This window comes from Nocardioides sp. (assembly GCF_964228225.1).
Lineage (GTDB): Bacteria > Actinomycetota > Actinomycetes > Propionibacteriales > Nocardioidaceae > Nocardioides.
In genome coordinates, this window is record NZ_CAXQZB010000003.1 from 1 (window position 1) to 20,636 (window position 20,636).

The window sequence follows — 20,636 nt, forward strand, 5'->3', positions numbered from 1 at the left end:
AGCGGCGGAGCGGCGGTTCTTCGTCGGCGCTGCGGAGTTCGCGGTCGCGCATCCGTTCTTCCCCTGGACCGTTTCGGACGGGCGGCCCGAGACCATGGAGGAGGTCGCGGGGATCGATGAGTCCGCGGTGGCGGAGTTCGCGTGCGCGACCGGCCGGACCTACCAGTCGGGTCTGGGGTACCTGTCAGCCGCGAAGGAGTGCGCCACCCGCCTCCCGCGCCTGTGGGTGCGGGTGCTGGCTGGTGAGGTGTCGGTGTGGCGGGCCCGGCTGATCGCGGACCGCACCTACTGCCGCAACGCCGCCGTCGCCGAGTACGTCGACGCCCGTCTCGCCGCCTACGCCCACTCCTGTTCGTTCGCCCAGCTCGACCGCACCGTCGCCGCCGCGATCGCGGCCCACGACCCCGAACTCGCCGCCGAGCAGGCCAAGGCCGCGGCCGACGGGCGCCGGGTCCTGATCGGCACCACCACCGCCGGCGCCGACGGCGTGGTCGAACTCTTCGCGACCCTCGACGCCGCCGACGCCCTCGACCTCGACCGGGCCCTCGGCGAGGTCGCCGCCGACCTGAAGGCCGCCGGCAGCGAGGACACCCTCGACGTCCGCCGCTCCATGGCCCTCGGCGAGCTCGGCCGCAAACAGCTCGCCCTCGACTTCGGCGCCCCGAGCGAAGAGGACCGGGAGCCCAGGAACCGACGGGACCTCACCCTCTACGTCCACCTCTCCCAGGCCGCCCTCGAAGCCGGCACCGGGATCGGACGGTTGGAGAACACCCGGATCCCCGTGACCCTGCGCCAGATCAAGAGCTGGTGCGGCGTCGCGGGCACCAAGGTCGTCGTCCGCCCGGTCCTCGACACCGGCGCCGTGCGACACACCGACGCATACGAAGCCACCCCGATGATCCGCGAGGCCGTGATCGTGCGGGACGGGACCTGCGTCGCCCCCTACTGCACGCACTCCGCCCGCGGCGCCGACCTCGACCACATCGAACCCTTCGACCACGCCCACCCCGCCCGGGGCGGACCGACGTCGACCGAGAACCTCACCTGCCTCTGCAGACGCCACCACCGGCTCAAGACCCACCACGGCTGGACCTACGAACCCCTCACCACCCCCGACGGGGGGTCCTATCTGTGGACCCTGCCGTCGGGCAGCCGCTACCTCCGCGGCCCCACCGGCACCACCCCACTCCACTGAGGGCACCGGCCCAGCACCACCGCCCGGCGGCACCCACCCCGGGTGCCGCCTCCCGGTGCTGCTCCGTGCTGCCCGGACACGGTCCGGGGCAGGAGGGGCGGATGGTGAGCGAGGAGAAGGCGACCCTGCAGCACTACCTCCAGGGAGCGCGGGACACCCTTGCCTGGAAGGTGGAGCACGCGGGCCACGCCGACATCCTGCGCGAGCAGGTCGACGGGTCGGCCGGGCTGCTGCGCCACGTCAGCAAACTCCCGACCTCGATCGACTGGGCCGCCTCCACCGCGCGGCTCACCGCGATCGCCGATCGCAGCCCCGACTGAGCGACCTCAGACCACCGAGAGCGGCAGGAGCTTCTGCCCGGTGGGACCGACCTGGATCTCGGTGCCCATCTCGGGGCACACGCCGCAGTCGTAGCACGGCGTCCAGCGGCAGTCCTCGACCTCGATCTCGGCACCGTCGGCGACGGCGAGGGCGTCCTCCCAGTCGGCCCAGAGCCAGTCCTTGTCCAGACCGGAGTCGAGGTGGTCCCAGGGCAGCACCTCGTCGTAGCCGCGCTCGCGGGTGGTGAACCAGTCGACGTCGACGCCGGTGCCGGCCAGCGCCTGCTCGGCGCACGCCATCCAGCGGTCGTAGGAGAAGTGCTCGCTCCAGCCGTCGAACCTGCCGCCGTCGCGCCAGACCGCCTCGATGATGCGGCCCACGCGACGGTCGCCGCGCGAGAGCAGGCCCTCGACGACTCCGGGCTTGCCGTCGTGGTAGCGGAACCCGATGGCGCGGCCGTAGCGCTTGTCCGAGCGCACGGCCTCGCGCAGCTGGCGCAGCCGCTCGTCGGTGGTCTCGTGGTCCAGCTGCGCGGCCCACTGGAACGGGGTGTGCGGCTTGGGCACGAACCCGCCGATGGAGACGGTGCAGCGGATGTCGTTGCGCCCCGACACCTCGCGGCCGGTGGCGATCACCCGCTTGGCGAGCTCGGCGATCTGCAGCACGTCCTCGTCGGTCTCGGTGGGCAGACCGCACATGAAGTAGAGCTTCACCTGCCGCCAGCCGTGGGAGTACGCCGCCGCCACCGTGCGGATGAGGTCGTCCTCGCTGACCATCTTGTTGATGACCTTGCGCATCCGGTCGCTGCCACCCTCGGGCGCGAACGTCAGACCCGAGCGACGGCCGTTGCGGGAGAACTCGTTGGCCAGGGTGATGTTGAAGGCGTCCACCCGGGTGCTGGGCAGGCTGAGGGAGACGTTGGACCCCTCGTAGCGGTCGGCCAGACCGGTGGCGATGTCGCCGATCTCGGTGTGGTCGGCGCTGGAGAGGCTCAGCAGCCCGACCTCCTCGAAGCCGGACTTGCGGATGCCGTTCTCGACCATCGCCCCGACCGTCTCGATCGAGCGCTCCCGCACGGGGCGGGTGATCATGCCGGCCTGGCAGAACCGGCACCCGCGGGTGCAGCCGCGGAAGATCTCCACGCTGAACCGCTCGTGCACGGTCTCGGCCAGCGGCACCAGGGGCTTGGCGGGGTAGGGCCAGGCGTCGAGGTCCATCAGGGTGTGCTTGCGCACGCGGTGCGGGATGCCGGGCCGGTTCGGCTCGATCGCGACCAGCGCGCCGTCGTCGCCGTAGCGGGCGTCGTAGAAGCGCGGCACGTAGATGTTGCCGGTGACGGCGAGGCGCCGCAGCAGCTCCTCGCGCCCGCCGGGCCGGTCCTGGGCCTTCCACTCGCGCACGACCTCGGAGATCGCGAGCACGACCTCCTCGCCGTCGCCGAGCACCGCGGCGTCGACGAAGTCGGCGATCGGCTCGGGGTTGAACGCCGCGTGCCCGCCGGCGATCACCACGGGGTGGGTCTCGTCACGGTCGACGGCGTGCAGCGGGATGCCCGCGAGGTCGAGGGCGTTGAGCATGTTGGTGTAGCCCAGCTCGGTGGAGAAGCTGAGGCCGAAGAGGTCGAAGTCGCGCACGGACCGGTGCTGGTCGACGGTGAACTGCGGCACGCCCGACTCGCGCATGACCTTCTCCAGGTCCGGCCACACCGCGTAGGTGCGCTCGGCCACGATCCAGTCGCGCTCGTTGAGCACCTCGTACAGGATCGCCACGCCCTGGTTGGGCAGGCCGACCTCGTAGGCGTCGGGGTACATCAGCGCCCACCGCACCGTGGGGCCCTCCGGCGCGCAGTCCCAGTCCTTCAGGGTGGAGTTCAGCTCGCCGCCGACGTACTGGATCGGCTTGGACACCGAGGACAGCAGCGGCTCGAGCAGCGGGAACAGACTGGCCCCGGGGGCGTGCAGCGTGGGCGCGGACATGGCCACGATTCTAGGAGCCCGCCGCCCACCCGAGGGGATCGGCGCCGTCGTCGGCCCGCTCAGCGCCTCACACGTCACGCCGACGACGCTGCGTCGCCGCCCCGACACCGCCCGCGCCGGCCACGATCAGCAGGGTCGCCCCGCTGCCGAGGAACGCCCAGGTGCGGCCGGTGGCGAAGGCCATCTCACGGGCGCAGTGCGCCGCGTACACGACCTCCTGGTCCTGCGGGGAGGTCGCGATGTAGGTGACGGGCGAGACCACCGAGCCGCAGTCGACCAGGCTGTCCTCGTGGCCGCTCACCCCGCGCAGCACCCCCAGGGCGAGCAGGACGAGACCGATCAGGGACAGCAGCAGGCAGGTCGCACGGGGCACCGGCACCCTCTACCCCGTCCCCCTCCGATCAGTCCGCGCCGATCAGTCCGGGACCGGCCCGGCCGCGGCAGCGTCGGCGCGGGCGGCGGCCTGGGCTGAGACCTGGCGCAGCTCGACGGCCGGCAGGAACAGCAGCACGAGGAAGGCGATGCCCCCGGCGCCGGCGGCGAGCCGGAACACGTCGTCCATCGACTCCGCGAACCCGACCTTGATCGGGTGGGCGACGGCGTCGGGCAGCGTCTCGATCACCGAGGAGTCGTCCTCGACCCCGGCGATCCGCTCCTGCAGCGCCGGGTCGGCCAGCGCCTGCGCGACGACGGGGTCGTCGGCCTCGGCGGCGAAGGCGGAGGAGATGTTGCCGCCCACCTGGCCGAAGAGCACCGAGAGGAAGACCGCCACCCCGATCGTGCCGCCGATCTGGCGGAAGAACGTGGCCGACGACGTCGCCACCCCGATGTCGGTGGGCGGCACCGCGCTCTGCACGGTGAGCAGCAGCGGCTGCATGCACGAACCCAGCCCCAGACCGAGGACGAACATGGGGGCGAGCACGAGCCCGATCGCGGTGTCGGCGGTGCTGAACGAGAGCAGGACCAGCGCGACCAGGATGAGGACCGAGCCCACCTGGGGGAACCGCTGCACCTTCCCGGTGCGGGAGATGATCCGGCCCGACCCGATCGAGGCGGTCATCATGCCGGCGACCATCGGCAGCATGAGGAAGCCGGACTCGGTCGGCGAGGCGCCGTGCACGATCTGCATGTAGAGCGGGAGCAGCATGATGCCGCCGAACATCGCCACCCCGACCATCACGCTGGCGGCCACGGTGACCGCGGCGGCCCGGATCCGGAACAGCTTGGGCGGGATGAGGGCGTCCTCCCCCATCGCCCGCTCGGCGGCGATGAAGGCCAGCAGCCCGATCCCGCCGATCACGAAGCAGGCCACCGACCGACCGGAGGACCAGCCCCACTCGCGGCCCTGCTCGGCCACGGTGAGCAGCGGCACCAGGGCGACGACGAGCGAGGCCACGCCCCACCAGTCGATGCGGGCCCGGCGCGGGGTGTGGTGCACGTGCAGGGTGCGGGTGACCACCAGGAGCGCGCCGATGCCGATCGGCACGTTGACGAGGAACACCCAGCGCCACCCGGTGACGCCCAGGATCGAGTCGGCGCCCGCGAACGTGCCGCCGATGAGCGGGCCGAGCACGCTGGAGGTACCGAAGACGGCCATGAAGTAGCCGGTGTACCGCGCCCGCTCACGCGGGGACACGATGTCGCCGATGATCGCCAGGATCAGGGTGAACAGCCCGCCCGCGCCGAGGCCCTGGATCGCGCGGTAGATCGCCAGCGTGGTCATCGAGGTGGCGAACGAGCACAGCGCGGAGCCGACGATGAAGATCGTGATCGCGGTCATGAACAGCTTCTTGCGGCCGTAGAGGTCGCCGAGCTTGCCGTAGATCGGGGTCGTGAGGGTGGCGGTGATCAGGTACGCCGTCGTGACCCACGCCTGCAGCGACAGCCCCTGGAGGTCGTCGGCGATGGTGCGGATCGAGGTGCTGACGATCGTCTGGTCCAGCGCGCCGAGGAACATCCCGAGCATCAGCCCGGAGATGATCGCGAGGATCTGGCGGTGGGTGTACTCGCCCGTCTCGGCCGGGGCGGCGGCAGGTGTGGTTGACATCGGCAACGATCTTACGCCGCACAGCGGCCCACTAGGGTGGAATCCGTGGCAGGGACGACGACCGGACGCGGCAACTGGACGACGATCCTGCCGATGGGTGCCGCCGTCGTGCTCGCCCTCACCTGGGGGCGCGACCTGCCGACGGTCCTGATCGTCGCAGTGGCCGCGGTGCTGATCGGGGCCGTGCTGGCCGCGGTGCACCACGCCGAGGTGGTGGCCCACCGGGTCGGCGAGCCCTACGGCTCACTCGTGCTGGCGGTCGCGGTCACGATCATCGAGGTCGCCCTCATCGTCACGCTGATGGCCAGCGGCGGGAAGGACACCTCCACCCTGGCCCGCGACACCGTGTTCGCGGCCGTCATGATCACGCTCAACGGCATCGTCGGACTGGCGCTCGTGGTGGGCGCGCTGCGCCACCACCTCGCCCAGTTCAACCCCGAGGGCACCGGGTCCGCGCTCGGCACGGTCATCGCGCTGGCCGGTGTCACCCTCGTGCTGCCCACGGTCACCACCGCCGAGCCGGGCCCGCAGTTCAGCGGCTCGCAGCTGGCCTTCGCCGCCGTCGCCTCGCTCGTGCTCTACGGCCTGTTCGTGTTCACCCAGACCGTGCAGCACCGCGACTTCTTCCTGCCCGTGCCCACCGGCGAGCGCGGCCTGCACGACGAGGACGGCGACGGCCACGCCGATCCGCCCTCGGTGCGGGAGGCCTGGCTCAGCCTGGGCCTGCTGGTGGTGGCGCTGGTCGGCGTGGTGGGGCTGGCCAAGGTCTCCTCCCCCGCGATCGAGGACGCCGTCGCCGCCCTGGACTTCCCGGCCGGGTTCGTCGGGGTGGTGATCGCCCTCGTGGTGCTGCTGCCCGAGTCCATCGCCGCCACCCGGGCCGCGGCGCAGGACCGCGCACAGATCAGCCTCAACCTGGCCTACGGCTCGGCCATGGCCTCGATCGGCCTGACGATCCCCGCCATCGCGATCGCCTCGATCTGGCTCGACGGCCCGCTCACCCTCGGCCTGGAGCCCACCCAGATCGTGCTGCTCGTCATCACCGTCGCCGTCAGCATCCTCACCGTCGTGCCGGGCCGCGCCAAGCCGCTCAACGGCGGGGTGCACCTGGTGCTGCTGGCCGCCTACCTCTTCCTCGCCGCCAATCCCTGACCCCTGTCCTGACCCTCGCCTGGTCTGGACCAGAGCCCGTTCCCATGGTGCGGGCGGGGGTATCGGCGTACGGTGCGCACACCCGCCGCCCTCTCCCCAGCACGCCCCGTGGCCGCCGGCCGCGGATCCGCCGCCGGATCCGGACGCTGGAGCGGCTGCGGGGCGTTCCGGCGCCGGGCCGGTCAGGGCCGGCTCAGGACCGGCTCAGGGGACGACGACCTGCAGCCGCACGTCCGGGGCGGCGTCGGGCAGGAAGAACCGCACCCGCACGTCCCAGCGCCCCGGGCGCGGGAACGTCGTGAGCGCCAGGTAGGCGCCCACCCCGGTCTGGCGCAGCGTGACGACGCCGAGGTCGAGGTCGCCCGCGCGCACCCGCACCTCGGGCGGGGCCACCGGGGCCAGCGGCGCACCGGTGGGGTCCTGCAGGCGCAGCAGCAGCCGGGGGCCCGCGACACCGCCCTCCCCTCCGGAGTCGCCGCCGGAGTCGCCCCCGGAGTCGGTGGCGACGCCGGCCAGCACCCGGGCGTCGGGGGTGTCGACCCGGGTCACCGTGGGGGCGGCGACCAGCGCCGTCCTCTCCGCCGGACGCGGGGACAGGGTGGTGAGCACCCCGGCCACCAGCAGCACGCCCACGAGCACCCCGGCCTCCACGCGCACGCTGCGTGCCACCCGGTGGGCGGCGGCCTGCCGGTCGCGGTGGCCGACGCCGTCGACCACGCCGGGCAGCAGCCGCGTGTGGTTCCAGCCGGCCACGGCCGCGACGACGCCGACGAGCGCCACCTTGCCCAGCAGTACCCGGCCGTAGGCGGTGTCGAGCAGCGCCGACGGGGTCTCGAGGATGCGCCAGGCCATGAGGGTGCCGGTCACGGCCACGGTGCCGAGCGCGGTCGCGGCGGCCGCGGAGAACCGGGTCAGCACGGCGGCGGCGTCACGGGGCCGGCCGGCGAGGGCGCCGAGGGTGAGCACGAGACCGAGCAGCCCGCCGAACCACACCGTGCCGGCCGCGAGGTGGCCGAGGTCGGTGAGCACCACCAGCCAGACCGGCTCGATCGCCCGCGAGTGGCCCACCAGCGCGGGGGCGAACGCCGCGACGAGCGCCGGGCCGGCCACCCACGTACGCCCCGCGCCGCGCCGCAGCGCGTACAGGGCGCCCGCGAGTCCGCAGGCGATGAGGCCCAGCACCAGCAGGTGCTCGCCGATCACGGCCGGATCCACCGCCGCCCGCTCCCCGAGCGCGGTGGCCGGCAGACCGAGCTGGTAGGCGCCCTGCAGGGGGAGCCCGATGACGCCGGCGAGCAGCGCGATCCCGGCGGCCCACCCGGCGGCGAGTCCCAGCCGGGTGCGCAGCGCGTCGTCGACCCGCAGCCCCTGCAGCCCGACGGCGAGGAAGACCAGCAGGCCGGCGGCCGCGAGCAGCCCGAGGTAGCCCACGCCCTGTACGACCCCGAGGGCGGTGCGGACCTGCGCCGACTCGACCTGCACCGGCGGGGGCGCCACGACCCGTTCGCTCGGGGCCCCCACGGCGAAGGTGACGGTGCCGGCGATCGGGTGGCCGTCGCTGGAGGCGGCCCGGTACACCGCCACGTAGCTGCCCTCGGCGAGGGTCGCGTCGGGCCGTGCGGTGAGCAGGTCGCCCTCGGCCGTGACGGTGAGGGACACGGGGCGCCCCGCGGCGTCGTAGAGGCGCACGGCGTCGGGCCCGGTGCGCACCGCCTCGTCGAAGGTGAAGGTCAGCTGCGCGGGCGCGCTCGCGAGCACCGCGCCGTCGGCCGGGTCGGTGGCCACCAGCGAGGCGTGGGCGGCCGCGGGCGCGGCCGTCCCGGGACCCAGGGCGAGGAGCGGCCCGAGGAGCAGGGCGACGAGCAGCGCGAGCGGCGCACGACGCGGTGTCACGGAGGGCACTGCGTCATTGTGCGGTACGGGCGCGTGCCGCTCAGCGGCGGCGCTGGTCGCGGCGGGCGATCGAGAGCAGCAGACCCACCGCGATCATGCCGGCGAACATCGAGGACCCGCCGTAGGAGACGAACGGCAGCGGCACCCCGGTGACCGGCATGATCCCCAGGCACATGCCGATGTTCTGGAAGGACTGGAAGCCGAACCAGCAGGCGATGCCGGCCGCCGCCACCCGGCCGTAGAGGTCGCGGGCGCGCACCGCGATCACCAGGGCCCGCCAGAGCACCACCCCGAGCAGGGCGATGAGCACGCCGGCGCCGAGCAGCCCGAGCTCCTCCCCCGCCACCGTGAAGACGAAGTCGGTGTGCTGCTCGGGCACGAACCCGGCCCGGGTCTGGGAGCCGTGGAACAGGCCCTGCCCGAACAGCCCGCCGTTGCCGACCGCGATCCGCGCCTGCTCGACGTTGGAGCCGGCGCCGCGCGGGTCGCGGGCGGGGTCGAGGAAGGCCAGGAATCGGTCGAGCTGGTAGTCCTGCAGCACCCCGACGGCGAGCGCCGCGGTGGCGGTGGCGGCCCCGAGCACGCCCAGGCCGACCAGCCAGCGGCGGGGGGCACCCGAGGCCCCGAGCACGCCGAGCACGGTGGCGGTGAGCACCAGGGTGGTGCCGAGGTCGGGCTGGGCGAGGATCAGCACCGCCGGCACGGCGGCGACCAGCAGCATCAGCACGACGTCGACGTGCCCGATGCCTCGCCCCCACCGCCCCTCGGTGCGCTCGGCAGCCACCAGCGCCATCCCGACCACGACGGCGAGCTTGGCCAGCTCGGAGGGCTGCACGGACAGCGGGCCCGCCATCAGCCAGGACCGTGAGCCGTTGACGACGGTGCCGGCGAGGAGCACCAGCACGAGCCCCGCCAGGGCGGCGAGGTAGAGCAGCGGGGTGGCCAGGCGCACCCAGCGGTGGTCGCAGCGCGCGACCGCCACGAGCATCCCCAGCCCCAGGCCCAGGTTCAGCAGCTGACGGCGCAGGAAGGCGTCGGGATCGCCGCCGAGCAACTCGGCCCGCGCGCTGGTGGCCGACCACACGAGCAGGCAGCCCACCGTGGCCAGCGCGAGCACGGCCCCGATCAGCCACCAGTCCCACGCGCCCTCCCGGCGCTGCGAGGCCACCGGCCGGCGGGTGGAGCGCACGGGCTGCCCGGGCCGGCCGGGGCGCGCGGGACGCAACGGGCGGGGCGCCAGGGTGCTCATCGGCGCCGCCGGGGGTCGGGCGCGGGCGGCAGCACCGAGCCGTCGGCCCGGAACTGGGGCAGCTGCTCGGGCGGCACCACCCCGGGGATCGCGGCGTCGGCGGGCCGCACCTGCTCCCCGGTGATGCCGTAGAGGGCCTCCCAGATGCGGCGGACGGCCGGGCCGGAGGTGCCCGACCCGGTGCCGCCCTGGCTGACCATCATCACCACGACGTAGTCGTCGCTGTAGGAGGCCACCCACGAGGTCGACTGCTTGCCGTAGACCTCCGCGGAGCCGGTCTTGGAGCGGATGTCGACCTCGTCGAGGGGGAAGCCCCCCATCCGCCACGCCATCGTGCCGACCCGGGTGACGCCCTCGAGCGCGGTGTCGACGTAGCGCTGCACCGACGCCGGGAGGTCGACGCGGCCGACGACCTTGGGCGCGAAGCGACGCACGACGGTGCCGTCGGCGGCCACGATCGCCCGCGCCACGCGCGGGGCGTAGAGCGTGCCGCCGTTGGCGATCGCGGCGTAGCCGCGGGCCAGCTGGAGCGGGGTCACGATGGTGTCGCCCTGACCGATGGCGAAGTTGGCGGCGTCGCCGGCGCGGTAGGCGTAGCCGTCGATGCAGAACTCGGTGGCGAAGCGGTAGACGAAGTCGGAGGTCCGGGCGTCCTGGGGCTTGCGGGCGATCCCGCAGTAGTAGCCCTTCATCGAGCGGTAGTAGGCGCGCTTCCACCGGCGGTCGGCGATGCGGCCCGAGGCCTCGCCGGGCAGGTCGACCCCGGTCTCGGAGCCGAACCCGAACGCCTCGGCCTCGGCGACGAGCGGGTCCTTGGCGTCCACGTCGGACTCGTCCGAGCCGTAGCGGCGCCAGTAGTCGTAGCCCACGCGGTAGAAGAAGGTGTTGCAGGAGACCTCGAGGGCGCGTGCGAAGGTGATCATCCCGTAGGCGCCGGACTCGTAGTTCTTGAAGTCGCGGTTGCCGACGCGGAAGGAGGAGGAGCAGTCCAGCCGCGTGTCGGGCGAGTAGCCGTGGGTGAGCGCGGCGGCGGTCATGAACGGCTTCCAGGTCGAGCCCGGCGCGAACTGGCCCTGGGTGGCGCGCCCGAGCAGCGGGGTGCCGGCCTTCTCCGAGTACAGCCGGGCGAGCTGGCGCTTGGTGATGCCGCCCACCCACAGGCCGGGGTCGTAGGTCGGCTGGCTGGCCATCGCCACCACGCGGCCGGTGTCGGCCTCGAGCACCACGACGGCGCCGGAGTCGGCGACGTAGGGCCGGTCGGTCACGGGGTCGACGGTGGCCCGGGCGGTGCGGATGGTGGCGGCCAGCTGACGCTCGACCACGCTCTGCACCCGCGCGTCCAGCGAGGTCACCAGGGTGTCGCCCGGCTGGGCCTGCACCTCGCCGTCGTCGCCGAGCACCCGACCGCGGGAGTCGACCTTGACCTCGCGGTAGCCGGGTATGCCCCGCAGCCAGCGGTCGTACTCCTGCTCGATGCCGGCACGGCCCACGACGGAGGCGCCGTTGACCGACAGGTCGCCCGCGCTCTCGGCCGCGCTGAGCTCCTCGGAGGTGATCGGGCTGAGGTAGCCCAGCACGTGGGCGGCGTTGATGCCGAACGGACTCGGGTAGGCCCGCACGCTCTGCTGGTCGACCACCACCCCGGGGTAGTCCTCGGGCTGCTCCAGGATGCGCAGGGCCGCCTGCTCGGGCACGTCCTCCGCGATCGGCACGGGCTGGTAGGGCGAGCCGTTCCAGCACACGCCGGGCATGGCACCCTCGTCGCCGCAGGTCAGCAGCCGCTGCTCGATGCGCCGCGGGCGCAGCTCGACGGCGCGGCCCACGCGGGCCAGCAGCCGCTCGCGCTGGGTGTCGCTGAGGCGGTCGAGCAGGGTGCGGTCCAGTGAGACCACCCAGATCAGCCGGTTGGCGGCGAGCGGGCGGCCCTGGGCGTCCACGATGAGGCCGCGGCTGGGCTGCACGACCACCTCGCGCACCGACTGCGCCGCCGCACGGCCCCGGTAGTCCTCGCCGGTGACGACCTGGAGGTAGTACAGCCGCACGAACAGGGTCGCGAACAGCGAGAAGACCAGCGCCTGGATGACCACCAGCCGCAGCCGGGTGTGCTGGTTCACGGGCGCACCCCGGCCAGGGCCCGGGCCGGCTCCCCGCCCCGGTCACGACGACGCCGCCAGGCGCGGGAGGCCCGGCCCGCCGCCGGCACCAGCACCGCGGCGGCCAGGCCGTCGAGCAGCGTCACGAGCAGCACCACGGGCAGCAGGTCGCCCACCGACCACGCGTCGTCGCCGAGCACCAGGCCGGTGAGGGCCACGACGGTGACGGCCACGAACCCGCAGGCGGCACCGGCGGCACCGGCCACGAGCGGCCCGATGCGGCCCGGCACGTCGAGCCGTCCGGCGAGGTGGCCGGCGGCCATCAGGGCCAGCGCCCAGCGCCCGGCGACGTGGTCGGCCGGCGGGGCGAGGTCGACGAGCAGCCCGGCGGCGAAGCCGGTGACCAGCCCGTCGCGGGCCCCGCGCACGAGCCCGACGCCCACCACGACGACGAGCACGAGGTCGGGCACCACCCCGTGCGGGCCGAGCCCGCCGAGGGTGCCGAGCACCGAGGTCTGCACCAGCAGCGCGAGCAGGGTGAGCCCGGCGAGACCGAGAGCCGTGGCCGGCGAGGCGGGGCGGGTCATCCGATGCTCCCGTCGGCCGAGACCAGACCGCGGTCGCTGGGCGTGCCGGCCGGCACGACGACGCCGACGAGGTCGAGGGAGCCGAAGTCGACGAAGGGCCGCAGCTCCGCGCGCTGGGTCGTCTCGCGCAGGCTGGAGTACACCGCGGTGACCTCCCCGATCGGCACGCCGGGCACGAACGGTCCGGCACCGGTGTCGTCGCCCCAGGTCACCACGGGGTCGGCGCGGTGGGGCACGACGGTGGTGTCGACCAGCTCCAGCTCCAGGCGCGCGTCGTCGGCGAAGCTGCCGCTGCCGCGCACGAAGCCGAGGTCCATCGAGGGGGCGATCCGCGCCCCGACGACGGCGTCGGGGTCGATGATCAGCAGCACGGTCGCGGTCTGCGGGGTGGTGCGCAGGACCCGGCCCACGAGGCCGTCGTCGTTGAGCACGGTCATGTCGGGGCGCACCCCGGCGCGGCTGCCGGCGTCGATGGTGACGGTGGCCGAGAACGTCTGTGAGGGCCCGACGGCGACGACGCGCGCGGGCACCAGGTCCAGGGCGAGCCGGGCGGCGGTGCTGGTGAGGCCCTCGAACTCGGCGAGCCGCTGCAGGTCGTATCCGCGGGTGCGCACCTGGGAGCGCAGGTCGGAGTTCTCGGCCTGCAGCGTGGCGACCTGGTCGCGCAGCCGCTGCTGGTCCTCGAACCAGCCGGAGAGGCCGGTCACGGGTCGCACGACGTCGGCGACGCCGCTCTGGGCCGGCCCGACGACGCTGCCGACCGCCGAGCGCAGCGGGTCCAGGCCGCGGCCGTCCTCGCCGCCGACGGCGCGGTCGAGCACCATCAGGCTCGCGCAGGCCAGCGCGAGGGCCAGCACGAGCGCCCGCGAGGGCGCAGGGCGCTCGCCCTCCCCCGGCGGCAGGCCCCAGCCGCGCCTCATCGGCCGCTCCGCACCGCACGTCGGTCGGCCACGAGCACCTGCTGGAGGGCCTCGAACTCCTCCACGCAGCGACCTGCACCGAGGGCGACGCTGGTGAGCGGGTCGTCGGCCACGTGCACCGGCATGCCGGTCTCGGCGCGCAGCCGGTCGTCGAGCCCGCGCAGCAGCGCACCGCCGCCGGTGAGCACGATGCCGCGGTCCATGATGTCGCCGGCCAGCTCGGGCGGGGTCTGGTCCAGCGTCACGCGCACGGCGTCGACGATCGCGTGCAGCGGCTCCGCGAGCGCCTCGCGCACCTGGGCGGCGGTGACCTCGACGGTGCGCGGCAGCCCGCTCACCAGGTCGCGGCCGCGCACCCGGTGGGGCACGTCGTCCTCGGGGCCGGGCGCGGCGGAGCCCAGGGTGGTCTTGACCTCCTCGGCGGTGCGCTCGCCGAGCATGAGGGCGTGCTCCTTCTTCAGCCAGGTGATGATCGCCTGGTCGAGGTCGTCGCCGGCGGTGCGGATCGAGAGCGAGGTCACGATGCCGCCGAGTGAGATCACCGCGACCTCGGTGGTGCCGCCGCCGACGTCGACCACCATGTTGCCGGTGGGGCGGTGCACGGGCAGCCCGGCGCCGATGGCGGCGGCCATGGGCTCCTCGACGATGAACACGCGGCGGGCCCCGGCCTGGTAGCCGGCCTCCTGCACCGCGCGGCGCTCGACCGGCGTGATGCCGCTGGGCACGCACACGACCATGCGCGGGCGGGCCAGGTAGCGGCGCCGGTGCACGCGCGCGATGAACCAGCGCAGCATCTGCTCGGTGGCCTCGAAGTCGGCGATGACGCCGTCGCGCAGCGGGCGCAGGGCGCGGATGTGGTCGGGGGTGCGGCCCACCATCTCCTTGGCGTCGCGGCCGACCGCGAGGACCTCGCCGGTCTGCTCGTGCAGCGCCACGACGCTGGGCTCGTCGAGCACCACGCCCCGGCCCCGGACGTAGACCAGCGTGTTGGCGGTCCCGAGGTCGACCGCCATGTCGCGGCCGATGATGCTGTTCGCCATCTGCGCAGGCCTCACTGGTCGTGCGCGACAGGGGAAGTCGGGCCGGTGCGCGCACCGCCACCACTGGCCCTGCGTCGAGCGTAATCAGTGGGACTGGTGTGACGCAGGAGGCGCTTGGGGCGTGTCGTGACCGATCGCCGCGACGACGGCCGTCAGTGGGACCAGGCACACCACCGGCCCGAGCCACGCCAGCAGGCCCTGACCGGCCGCCGCGGACCACAGCGCGGGACCGGCCACGAGGAGCGCCAGCGCCCCCGCGACGGCGAACGCGCGGCAGGGTCGCGCCCGCTGCGACAGCAGCGCGAGCACGGCCAGCGGCCCGGTCACGGTGCCGACGGCCAGGGCGGGCACGAGGACCACCTCGGCGGCCGGCCGCAGCAGCCACCAGCCCGTCCCCGCCCACACGAGCGTGGCGAGGAAGGGCAGCACGGCGAGCCGGGTCATCCGCCGGTCGCCGGCGGTGCAGGTGGTGGAGCGGGTCATGCCTCCAGCCTCGACGCCCGGCGCTGCGGGCGCGTGAGTACGCCGACTCAGCGCGACGCCGTCCGCTACTCGACCGGTGCCGGGGTGTGGCTCACCGGCGCCGGGGCAGGATGGCGTCATGACCCGACCCGGTGGCCGCGCGCTCGCGTACGTCGTCGGGTCCCTGGGCGCCCTGCTGCTCCTGCTCGGGGGTGGACTCGGTCCCGCTCCCGCCGTGCCGCCGGCGGCGGCGCTCGCCGGCACCCTCGCGGTGCTGCTGGCGGCGGCCCTGGTGGCCTCGGTGCTCACGACGGGACGGGTCGGACCGCGCTCGGTCGCCGCCGTCGCGGCGCACCGCAGCCCGCGTGCCCCCGACGACGCCCTCCCGCCCGGACGCCGCACCCAGCGCCGCGCCCGGCGTCCGCGCGCGCCCGGGGCCGGCTGAGCCGGACCGTCACGGCACCCGTCCGGGTGCGGGTGACGGTGCCGGCACGCCGCCGTCCCCGTCCGCCCGCACCCCGGGAGTCACCGTGTCCGTCCCGTTCCTCGATCCTGCCCTCACCACCCCCCTCGCCCGCCTGCTGGAGGGCCTGCACGACCTCGGCCTGGCCTGGGTGCCGTCCCTGGTCGCCGTGGTGGTCGTGCTGCGCCTGCTGCAGCTGCCGCTCACCCTGCACCAGGTGCGTCAGCAGCGCGCCCGCGCCGCCGCCCGCGACGACCTGCGGGCGCTGGCCCACCGCTACCGCCGGCGCAGCGACCCGGCGTCGCAACGTCGTCGCCTGGAGGAGCAGCGGACCGTCCTGCGCTCCCACGGCGTGCGGTCGTGGGGCTGCCTGGTGCTGCTGCTGCCGGTCCCGCTGTGGCTGGCCCTCTACCACCTGGTCTCCCAGCTGGCGGCCGGCAGCGTCGCGGCCGGGGTGAGCACCGCGGTGGTCGCCTCCTTCGCCGGCGCCACGCTGGCGGGGGTGCCACTGGCGGCGCGGGGCTGGAGCGGGGACCTCACGCACCTCGCCGTCGTGCTGGGCCTGGCGCTCACCAGCGCGATGCTGGGCTTCCTCACCCAGCGGGCGGCCGCGGCCGGCACCCCGCTCGCGGACGACGCGCCGGCCGCCGTGCTTCACCTGCAGCAGTGGCTGCCGGCGGTCTCGGCGGTCGGGGTCGTGGCGGCCGCGGGGGCCGTGCCCGTGGCCCTGCTGGTGTGCTGGGTCGCGAACGCCGCCTGGCAGGCCCTCCAGCAGGGCGTCCTCACCCGCGCCTCCGCCGCGATCAGCTGAGCCGGTCAGCTGAGCCGGTCAACTGAGCCGGATCGCGGCCCGGGCGCGGCGGGTGGCCACCGCCGAGAGGATCAGGACCGGGCCGGTGAGCATGCCGAGGACGAACTGCGGGCTGGTCATCACGCCGTCCACGAGCAGGTCGTAGGGCTTCACGGCCAGGGGCGCGGCGAGGACGCTCGCGCCGGTCAGCAGGACGCCCACCAGGACCGCACCGATCCCGCTCACCGGCGCGACCACCCGCGGGTCGCGGGCGCGGGCCAGCGAGACCAGGTCGACCACCAGCACGGTGAGGGCGACGGCCCCGACCAGGACCGCGGCCGCGCCCAGCAGGAGGTTGCCCATCCCGCCCAGACTGATGTCGAGATCGGGGTTGCGCTGCGAGCTGATGGACACCGCGTCGTCGTAGCTGCGGATCAGGCACCAGCCCCACAGACCGGTGGCGGCGCTGGGGGCGAGCAGGAACCACAGGCGCAACCACAGGCGGGAGGCGGGGATCAGGTGGGCGGGGGCGGTGTCGGTGTCGGTCGTCATGTCCTCCAGCCTCGTGCGACGCCGCGCCGCCCGCCTGAGTACGGCTACTCGATCCGCGGCCGACGCGGGCCCAGGACCGCCCGAAGCAGGGCACGGAGCAACGCACCGCCCAGCAGGCCCGCGCCGAGCAGCAGGCACCCCACGTACTCCAGGTGCGGAGAGAGGCCGGGCCGACGCACGCCGTCGGGCTCGAGCAGCAGCGCGGAGAACACCAGGGTCACCAGGAGCAGCCCACCGCCGATGAGCGCGTGGACCACCACCGAGACCACCATCCGGCTCGTCGTCCCGGCACGCCCGAGGGCCATGCTCGCCTGCACCACGAGGCCGAGCAGGCACGTGAGCAGCCCGACGCCGATGGCGAGGAGGGCGGCCAGCAGCGCGATCTCGGCGTTGGTGGTCTCGCCGCCCTGCGCGTCGGTGTAGCCGATCGCCTCCTGCGCGCCGTCGAGGAACAGCACCGTCCAGACGACGGTGACCAGCGACGGCACCAGCGCCAGGACGACGCCGCCGGGGGTGGCGAGCGCCGGGCGCGGCGGTGGGGCGGCCGCCGCCCACGCGGGCGGCGGTGGGGGCGGGCACACCTCGGACATGCCGGACCTCCTACCCCGCGGCGCCGGTCCCCACCCCCTGCCGGGGGCGGTCCAGGGGCTCCGAGGCCGCCCACAGCAGCAGGGCGAGGGGCAGCACGACCGCGGGGCCGAGCTCCCAGTGCGGCGCCAGGCCCGGGGCGTTGTCGCCGCCGTAGCCCACCATCGTGAGTCCGGGCCAGCAGGTGCCCGCGGCCATGATCAGCCCCAGGCAGACCGTCAGGCCCGTGTGCCGTCCGGGAAGCCGTGGGGAGCGCGGTGCGCACAGCGCGTGGACGGCCAGCACCGCACCGAGCAGCGTCAGCACGCCGCGCCACCGCACGCCCCACGCCGTGAGCATCAGGCGCCCCGGGGCGCGGGGCGGCGCATCCACCACGCCATCACCAGCGCGAGCCCGAGCAGCGCGGCCGGCTCCCAGCCGACGCCGGCGGACGTCGTCAGCTCGGACGCGGTGAGCCAGGTGCCCAGCAGCAGGACCGGGCCGAGCACCCGCGCGGCCCAGGCGTGCCAGCGGGGCAGCCGCTCGTCGTGGGGGGCGACGAGCCCGGTGAGGAGCAGGGTGCCGCCGACCAGCAGCACGACCGCCAGCAGGGGGAGCAGGACGGTGAGGGCGAGGTAGCCCGAGCCTGGCGTGGCCGGCAGGCCGGCGAACCCGTGCCGGGCGACCACGATCCAGGTGAGGGCGAGCAGCAGCGGGCGGGCGCTCAGGAGCGCCGCGCGGAGGCGGGGACCCATGGCTCCAGCCTGGGGCCCGGGCGACGGCGGCGCCTGAGCGCCGGTACTCAGGTCGGGCGGGTCGTCAGCCCAGGCCGGGGAACCACAGCGCGATCTCGCGGGCCGCGGACTCCTCGGAGTCCGAGCCGTGCACGAGGTTCTCGCGGTTGGACAGCGAGAGGTCGCCGCGGATGGTGCCCGGCGCGGCCTTGCGCCCGTCGGTGGCGCCGTTGAGGCCGCGCACCACCTCGATGGCGTCGTCGCCCTCCAGCACGAGCGCCACGAGCGGGCCGCTGGTCACGAAGTCGCGCAGCGGCGGGTAGAAGTCGCGCTCGACGTGCTCGGCGTAGTGCGCGTCGGCGTCGGCACCGGTGATCGTGCGCAGCTCCATCGCCACCAGGCGCAGGCCCTTGGCCTCGAAGCGGCGCAGCACCTCGCCCACGAGGCCGCGGCGGACGGTGTCGGGCTTGAGGAGCACGAGCGTGCGCTGGGTCATGCCCCGCAGCCTAGTGACTCCCCCGCCACGCCCGCACACGGGCGACGACGTCGTCGGGCACCGGCACGCCGGCGGCGTCGGCCGCGGTCACGACGGGACCGGCCGCGCGCGCCAGGGGCAGCACACCCGCCCAGGCGCCGGCGGCGACGTCCTCCTCGTCGTCGACGGGGTCGCCGGCACGCCGCTTGAGCGAGGCCTCCCGCAGGGGGACGGCGAGCAGCGCCGTGGCGGCGTCCTCCTTGCGCGTGGTGGGGCGCAGGGTGGCGGTGCGACCGGGCACGAGGTGGTCGACGGTGAGGGCGAGGGCGTGGGCGCGCTCGACGGGGTCGGTGACGGCCCGGGCCTCGCCGATGACCACCGCCGAGCGGTAGTTGACCGAGTGGTGGAAGGCCGAGCGGGCCAGCACCAGACCGTCGATCTCGGTCACGGTGACGCAGACCGTGGCGCCGGCGGCACGGGTGAGCCAGCCGGCGGCCACCGAGCCGTGGATGTAGAGCGTGCCCTCGGCGTCGGGCCCCTCGGTGTCGACCGCGAACGCGACCGGCACGACGACGGGGTGGTCGCCCACGATGACGCCGACGTGGGCGACGAGCGCGTCCTCGAGCAGCGCGTGCAGCTCGGCGCGCTCGGACACCGCGCGGTGGCGGCTGCGGGTCACGGTGGTGCGAGGAGTCGGCGACAGCGGGGTGGTCATGCCCCGATCCTGACCCGACAATGGCCTCGATGCACGAGCCAATCCCACCTCATTCCAGCAGGCCACTGGCCCTCTCGGTCACGCTCGACCGCGCCGCGGCGGAGCCGCTGCCGCGCCAGCTCGGCGACGCCGTGCGCCGGCTCGTGCTCGACGGCGCCCTCGCCCCGGGCAGCCGCGTCCCGAGCAGCCGGGCGCTCGCGGCCGACCTCGGCGTCTCGCGGGCCGTGGTCGAGCAGGCCTACGACCAGCTGCGTGCCGAGGGCTGGCTCACCGGGCGCGTGGGCGCCGGCACGTTCGTGGCCGCCGGGACCCGGTCACCCGCCGTCGGGCCCTCGCCGCGCCCCGCGACCGCACCGGTGGCACCCCCGCTGGTGCGACTCGACGCGGGCACGCCGTGGATCGACCCGCGCCACCGCGACGGATGGCGCCGGGCCTGGCGCGAGGTGGCGGCGGCGACCCCGCCGCGCGGCTACCCCGACCCGCACGGCCTGCGCGAGCTGCGGGTCGCGCTCGCCGAGCGACTGCACCGCCTGCGCGGGGTGCGCTGCGATCCCGACGAGGTCGTGCTCACCGCGGGCACCACCGAGGGGCTGCGCCACCTGCTGGCGGTCCTGCCGCCGGGCCCGGTGGGGGTGGAGGACCCCGGCTACCGTGCGGCCGTGGCCGTGGTGCAGGACGCCGGCCGCGCCGTCGTGGACCTAGCCGTGGGCGAGGTGGCGACCCGCCCCGCCGCCGCCTGGTACCTCACCCCGGCCCACCAGCACCCGCTCGGGCGGGTGATGCCGGCCGCCGAGCGACTGGCCTGGCTGGCGGCGGCGCGCCGCCTAGGCGGCCTGCTCGTCGAGGACGACTACGACTCGGAGTTCCGCTACGACGTCGCCCCCGTGCCGGCCCTGGCCTCCCTCGACCGCGACCACGTCGCCTATCTCGGGACCGCCTCCAAGGCGGTGGCGCCCGGGCTGCGGCTGGGTTGGCTCGTGCCGCCGCCCCACCTGCGCGACGCCGTGCTGGCGCGGCTGCGCGTGCGCCACGACGGGCCGGCCTGGCCGGTGCAGCGGGCGTTCTGGACGCTGCTGCGCGACGGGTACGTCGATCGCGTCGTGCGGTCGGCGCGGCGGGTGTACCGCGACCGCGCGCCGCGGGTGGGGGCCGCGATGACCGGCCTGGCCGAGCCGGCGGGCCCGGCTGCGGGCATGTACTCCACGTGGCTGGCGCCGGCGACGGTCGCGCTCACCGCCCACGATGCCGCCCGGGCCGCGGGCTTCGACGTGCCGCTGCTGAGCGACTACACCCGGGCCAGCCCGCTCACCGGGCTGGTGATCGGCTTCGGCGGCGTCACCGACGCCGAGCTGGACCGGGCCCTGGACGCCCTCACCGCCCCCTGGCGCTGAGGCGCCGGGCGCGA

22 protein-coding genes are annotated in these 20,636 nt (G+C 75.0%); 6 read left to right on the forward strand and 16 right to left on the reverse strand.

Going from position 1 to position 20,636, the window contains the following annotated elements:
* Together ACERUJ_RS00575 and ACERUJ_RS00580 are read left to right on the forward strand one after the other, a co-directional pair.
* The coding region (locus ACERUJ_RS00575) for an HNH endonuclease signature motif containing protein (protein ID WP_370246487.1) at window positions 1-1,195 on the forward strand (1,195 nt) is incomplete at its 5' end.
* A 104-nt stretch (window positions 1,196-1,299) separates the two neighbouring features.
* Window positions 1,300-1,515, forward strand: a complete 216-nt coding sequence (locus ACERUJ_RS00580) for a hypothetical protein (protein ID WP_370246488.1) — start codon at window positions 1,300-1,302, stop codon at window positions 1,513-1,515.
* Window positions 1,516-1,521: 6 nt separating this feature from the next.
* On the opposite strand, the gene ACERUJ_RS00585 is transcribed toward ACERUJ_RS00580, so the two are convergent.
* From ACERUJ_RS00585 to ACERUJ_RS00595, 3 genes are all read right to left on the reverse strand, one after another.
* A complete protein-coding gene (locus ACERUJ_RS00585) occupies window positions 1,522-3,492 on the reverse strand; it encodes a TIGR03960 family B12-binding radical SAM protein (protein ID WP_370246489.1) in 1,971 nt (656 codons plus the stop codon).
* A gap of 67 nt (window positions 3,493-3,559) precedes the next feature.
* A complete protein-coding gene (locus tag ACERUJ_RS00590; RefSeq protein WP_370246490.1) occupies window positions 3,560-3,865 on the reverse strand; it encodes a hypothetical protein in 306 nt (101 codons plus the stop codon).
* Between the two features lie 42 nt (window positions 3,866-3,907).
* Window positions 3,908-5,539: an MDR family MFS transporter gene (locus tag ACERUJ_RS00595; protein ID WP_370246491.1), complete on the reverse strand. Its 1,632-nt coding sequence runs from the start codon at window positions 5,537-5,539 to the stop codon at window positions 3,908-3,910.
* Between the two features lie 45 nt (window positions 5,540-5,584).
* On the opposite strand from ACERUJ_RS00595, the gene ACERUJ_RS00600 reads away from it, so the two are divergent.
* Window positions 5,585-6,691: a calcium:proton antiporter gene (locus tag ACERUJ_RS00600; RefSeq protein ID WP_370246492.1), complete on the forward strand. Its 1,107-nt coding sequence runs from the start codon at window positions 5,585-5,587 to the stop codon at window positions 6,689-6,691.
* Between the two features lie 204 nt (window positions 6,692-6,895).
* Here the strand turns inward: ACERUJ_RS00600 and ACERUJ_RS00605 are convergent, their stop codons facing one another.
* The 7 genes from ACERUJ_RS00605 to ACERUJ_RS00635 form a co-directional block, all read right to left on the reverse strand.
* Window positions 6,896-8,593 (reverse strand): CopD family protein, encoded by a 1,698-nt coding sequence (locus ACERUJ_RS00605; protein ID WP_370246493.1) that lies wholly within the window; start codon window positions 8,591-8,593, stop codon window positions 6,896-6,898.
* Window positions 8,594-8,624: 31 nt separating this feature from the next.
* Entirely contained in the window at window positions 8,625-9,833 is a 1,209-nt protein-coding gene (gene rodA, locus ACERUJ_RS00610; RefSeq protein WP_370246494.1) for a rod shape-determining protein RodA, read from the reverse strand.
* Entirely contained in the window at window positions 9,830-11,947 is a 2,118-nt protein-coding gene (gene mrdA, locus ACERUJ_RS00615; protein ID WP_370246495.1) for a penicillin-binding protein 2, read from the reverse strand. The genes rodA and mrdA overlap by 4 nt, the downstream gene beginning before the upstream one ends.
* Window positions 11,944-12,513 carry a rod shape-determining protein MreD gene (locus ACERUJ_RS00620; RefSeq protein ID WP_370246496.1) on the reverse strand — a complete coding sequence of 190 codons (570 nt, stop codon included), beginning with the start codon at window positions 12,511-12,513 and terminating at the stop codon, window positions 11,944-11,946. The genes mrdA and ACERUJ_RS00620 overlap by 4 nt, the downstream gene beginning before the upstream one ends.
* Complete coding sequence (mreC, locus tag ACERUJ_RS00625; protein WP_370246497.1) at window positions 12,510-13,433, reverse strand: rod shape-determining protein MreC; 924 nt, start codon at window positions 13,431-13,433, stop codon at window positions 12,510-12,512. The genes ACERUJ_RS00620 and mreC overlap by 4 nt, the downstream gene beginning before the upstream one ends.
* Entirely contained in the window at window positions 13,430-14,473 is a 1,044-nt protein-coding gene (locus ACERUJ_RS00630) for a rod shape-determining protein (RefSeq protein WP_370246498.1), read from the reverse strand. Before ACERUJ_RS00630 ends, mreC begins: the two co-directional genes overlap by 4 nt.
* 84 nt (window positions 14,474-14,557) lie before the next feature.
* The gene (locus ACERUJ_RS00635; RefSeq protein ID WP_370246499.1) at window positions 14,558-14,956 is read right to left on the reverse strand and encodes a hypothetical protein; all 399 of its coding nucleotides are present in this window, start codon (window positions 14,954-14,956) and stop codon (window positions 14,558-14,560) included.
* A gap of 118 nt (window positions 14,957-15,074) precedes the next feature.
* On the opposite strand from ACERUJ_RS00635, the gene ACERUJ_RS00640 reads away from it, so the two are divergent.
* Both ACERUJ_RS00640 and ACERUJ_RS00645 read left to right on the forward strand, forming a co-directional pair.
* Window positions 15,075-15,380, forward strand: coding sequence for a hypothetical protein (locus tag ACERUJ_RS00640; RefSeq protein ID WP_370246500.1), 306 nt, complete (start codon window positions 15,075-15,077; stop codon window positions 15,378-15,380).
* A gap of 85 nt (window positions 15,381-15,465) precedes the next feature.
* Window positions 15,466-16,209, forward strand: coding sequence for a YidC/Oxa1 family membrane protein insertase (locus tag ACERUJ_RS00645; protein WP_370246501.1), 744 nt, complete (start codon window positions 15,466-15,468; stop codon window positions 16,207-16,209).
* Between the two features lie 18 nt (window positions 16,210-16,227).
* Here ACERUJ_RS00645 and ACERUJ_RS00650 read toward each other — a convergent pair whose 3' ends face one another.
* From ACERUJ_RS00650 to ACERUJ_RS00675, 6 genes are all read right to left on the reverse strand, one after another.
* On the reverse strand, window positions 16,228-16,740 hold the full coding sequence (locus ACERUJ_RS00650; RefSeq protein WP_370246502.1) for a hypothetical protein: 513 nt from the start codon (window positions 16,738-16,740) through the stop codon (window positions 16,228-16,230).
* 44 nt (window positions 16,741-16,784) lie between these two features.
* Entirely contained in the window at window positions 16,785-17,330 is a 546-nt protein-coding gene (locus ACERUJ_RS00655) for a hypothetical protein (RefSeq protein WP_370246503.1), read from the reverse strand.
* Window positions 17,331-17,340: 10 nt separating this feature from the next.
* A complete protein-coding gene (locus ACERUJ_RS00660; RefSeq protein WP_370246504.1) occupies window positions 17,341-17,667 on the reverse strand; it encodes a hypothetical protein in 327 nt (108 codons plus the stop codon).
* Entirely contained in the window at window positions 17,667-18,062 is a 396-nt protein-coding gene (locus tag ACERUJ_RS00665) for a hypothetical protein (RefSeq protein ID WP_370246505.1), read from the reverse strand. The genes ACERUJ_RS00660 and ACERUJ_RS00665 overlap by 1 nt, the downstream gene beginning before the upstream one ends.
* A 64-nt stretch (window positions 18,063-18,126) precedes the next feature.
* Window positions 18,127-18,537: a nucleoside-diphosphate kinase gene (gene ndk, locus ACERUJ_RS00670; protein WP_370246506.1), complete on the reverse strand. Its 411-nt coding sequence runs from the start codon at window positions 18,535-18,537 to the stop codon at window positions 18,127-18,129.
* 10 nt (window positions 18,538-18,547) lie between these two features.
* Entirely contained in the window at window positions 18,548-19,231 is a 684-nt protein-coding gene (locus ACERUJ_RS00675) for a pyridoxamine 5'-phosphate oxidase family protein (protein WP_370246507.1), read from the reverse strand.
* 29 nt (window positions 19,232-19,260) lie between these two features.
* Between ACERUJ_RS00675 and ACERUJ_RS00680 the strand changes: the two genes are divergently transcribed.
* Window positions 19,261-20,622 (forward strand): PLP-dependent aminotransferase family protein, encoded by a 1,362-nt coding sequence (locus tag ACERUJ_RS00680; protein ID WP_370246508.1) that lies wholly within the window; start codon window positions 19,261-19,263, stop codon window positions 20,620-20,622.
* Window positions 20,623-20,636: the final 14 nt, after the last annotated feature.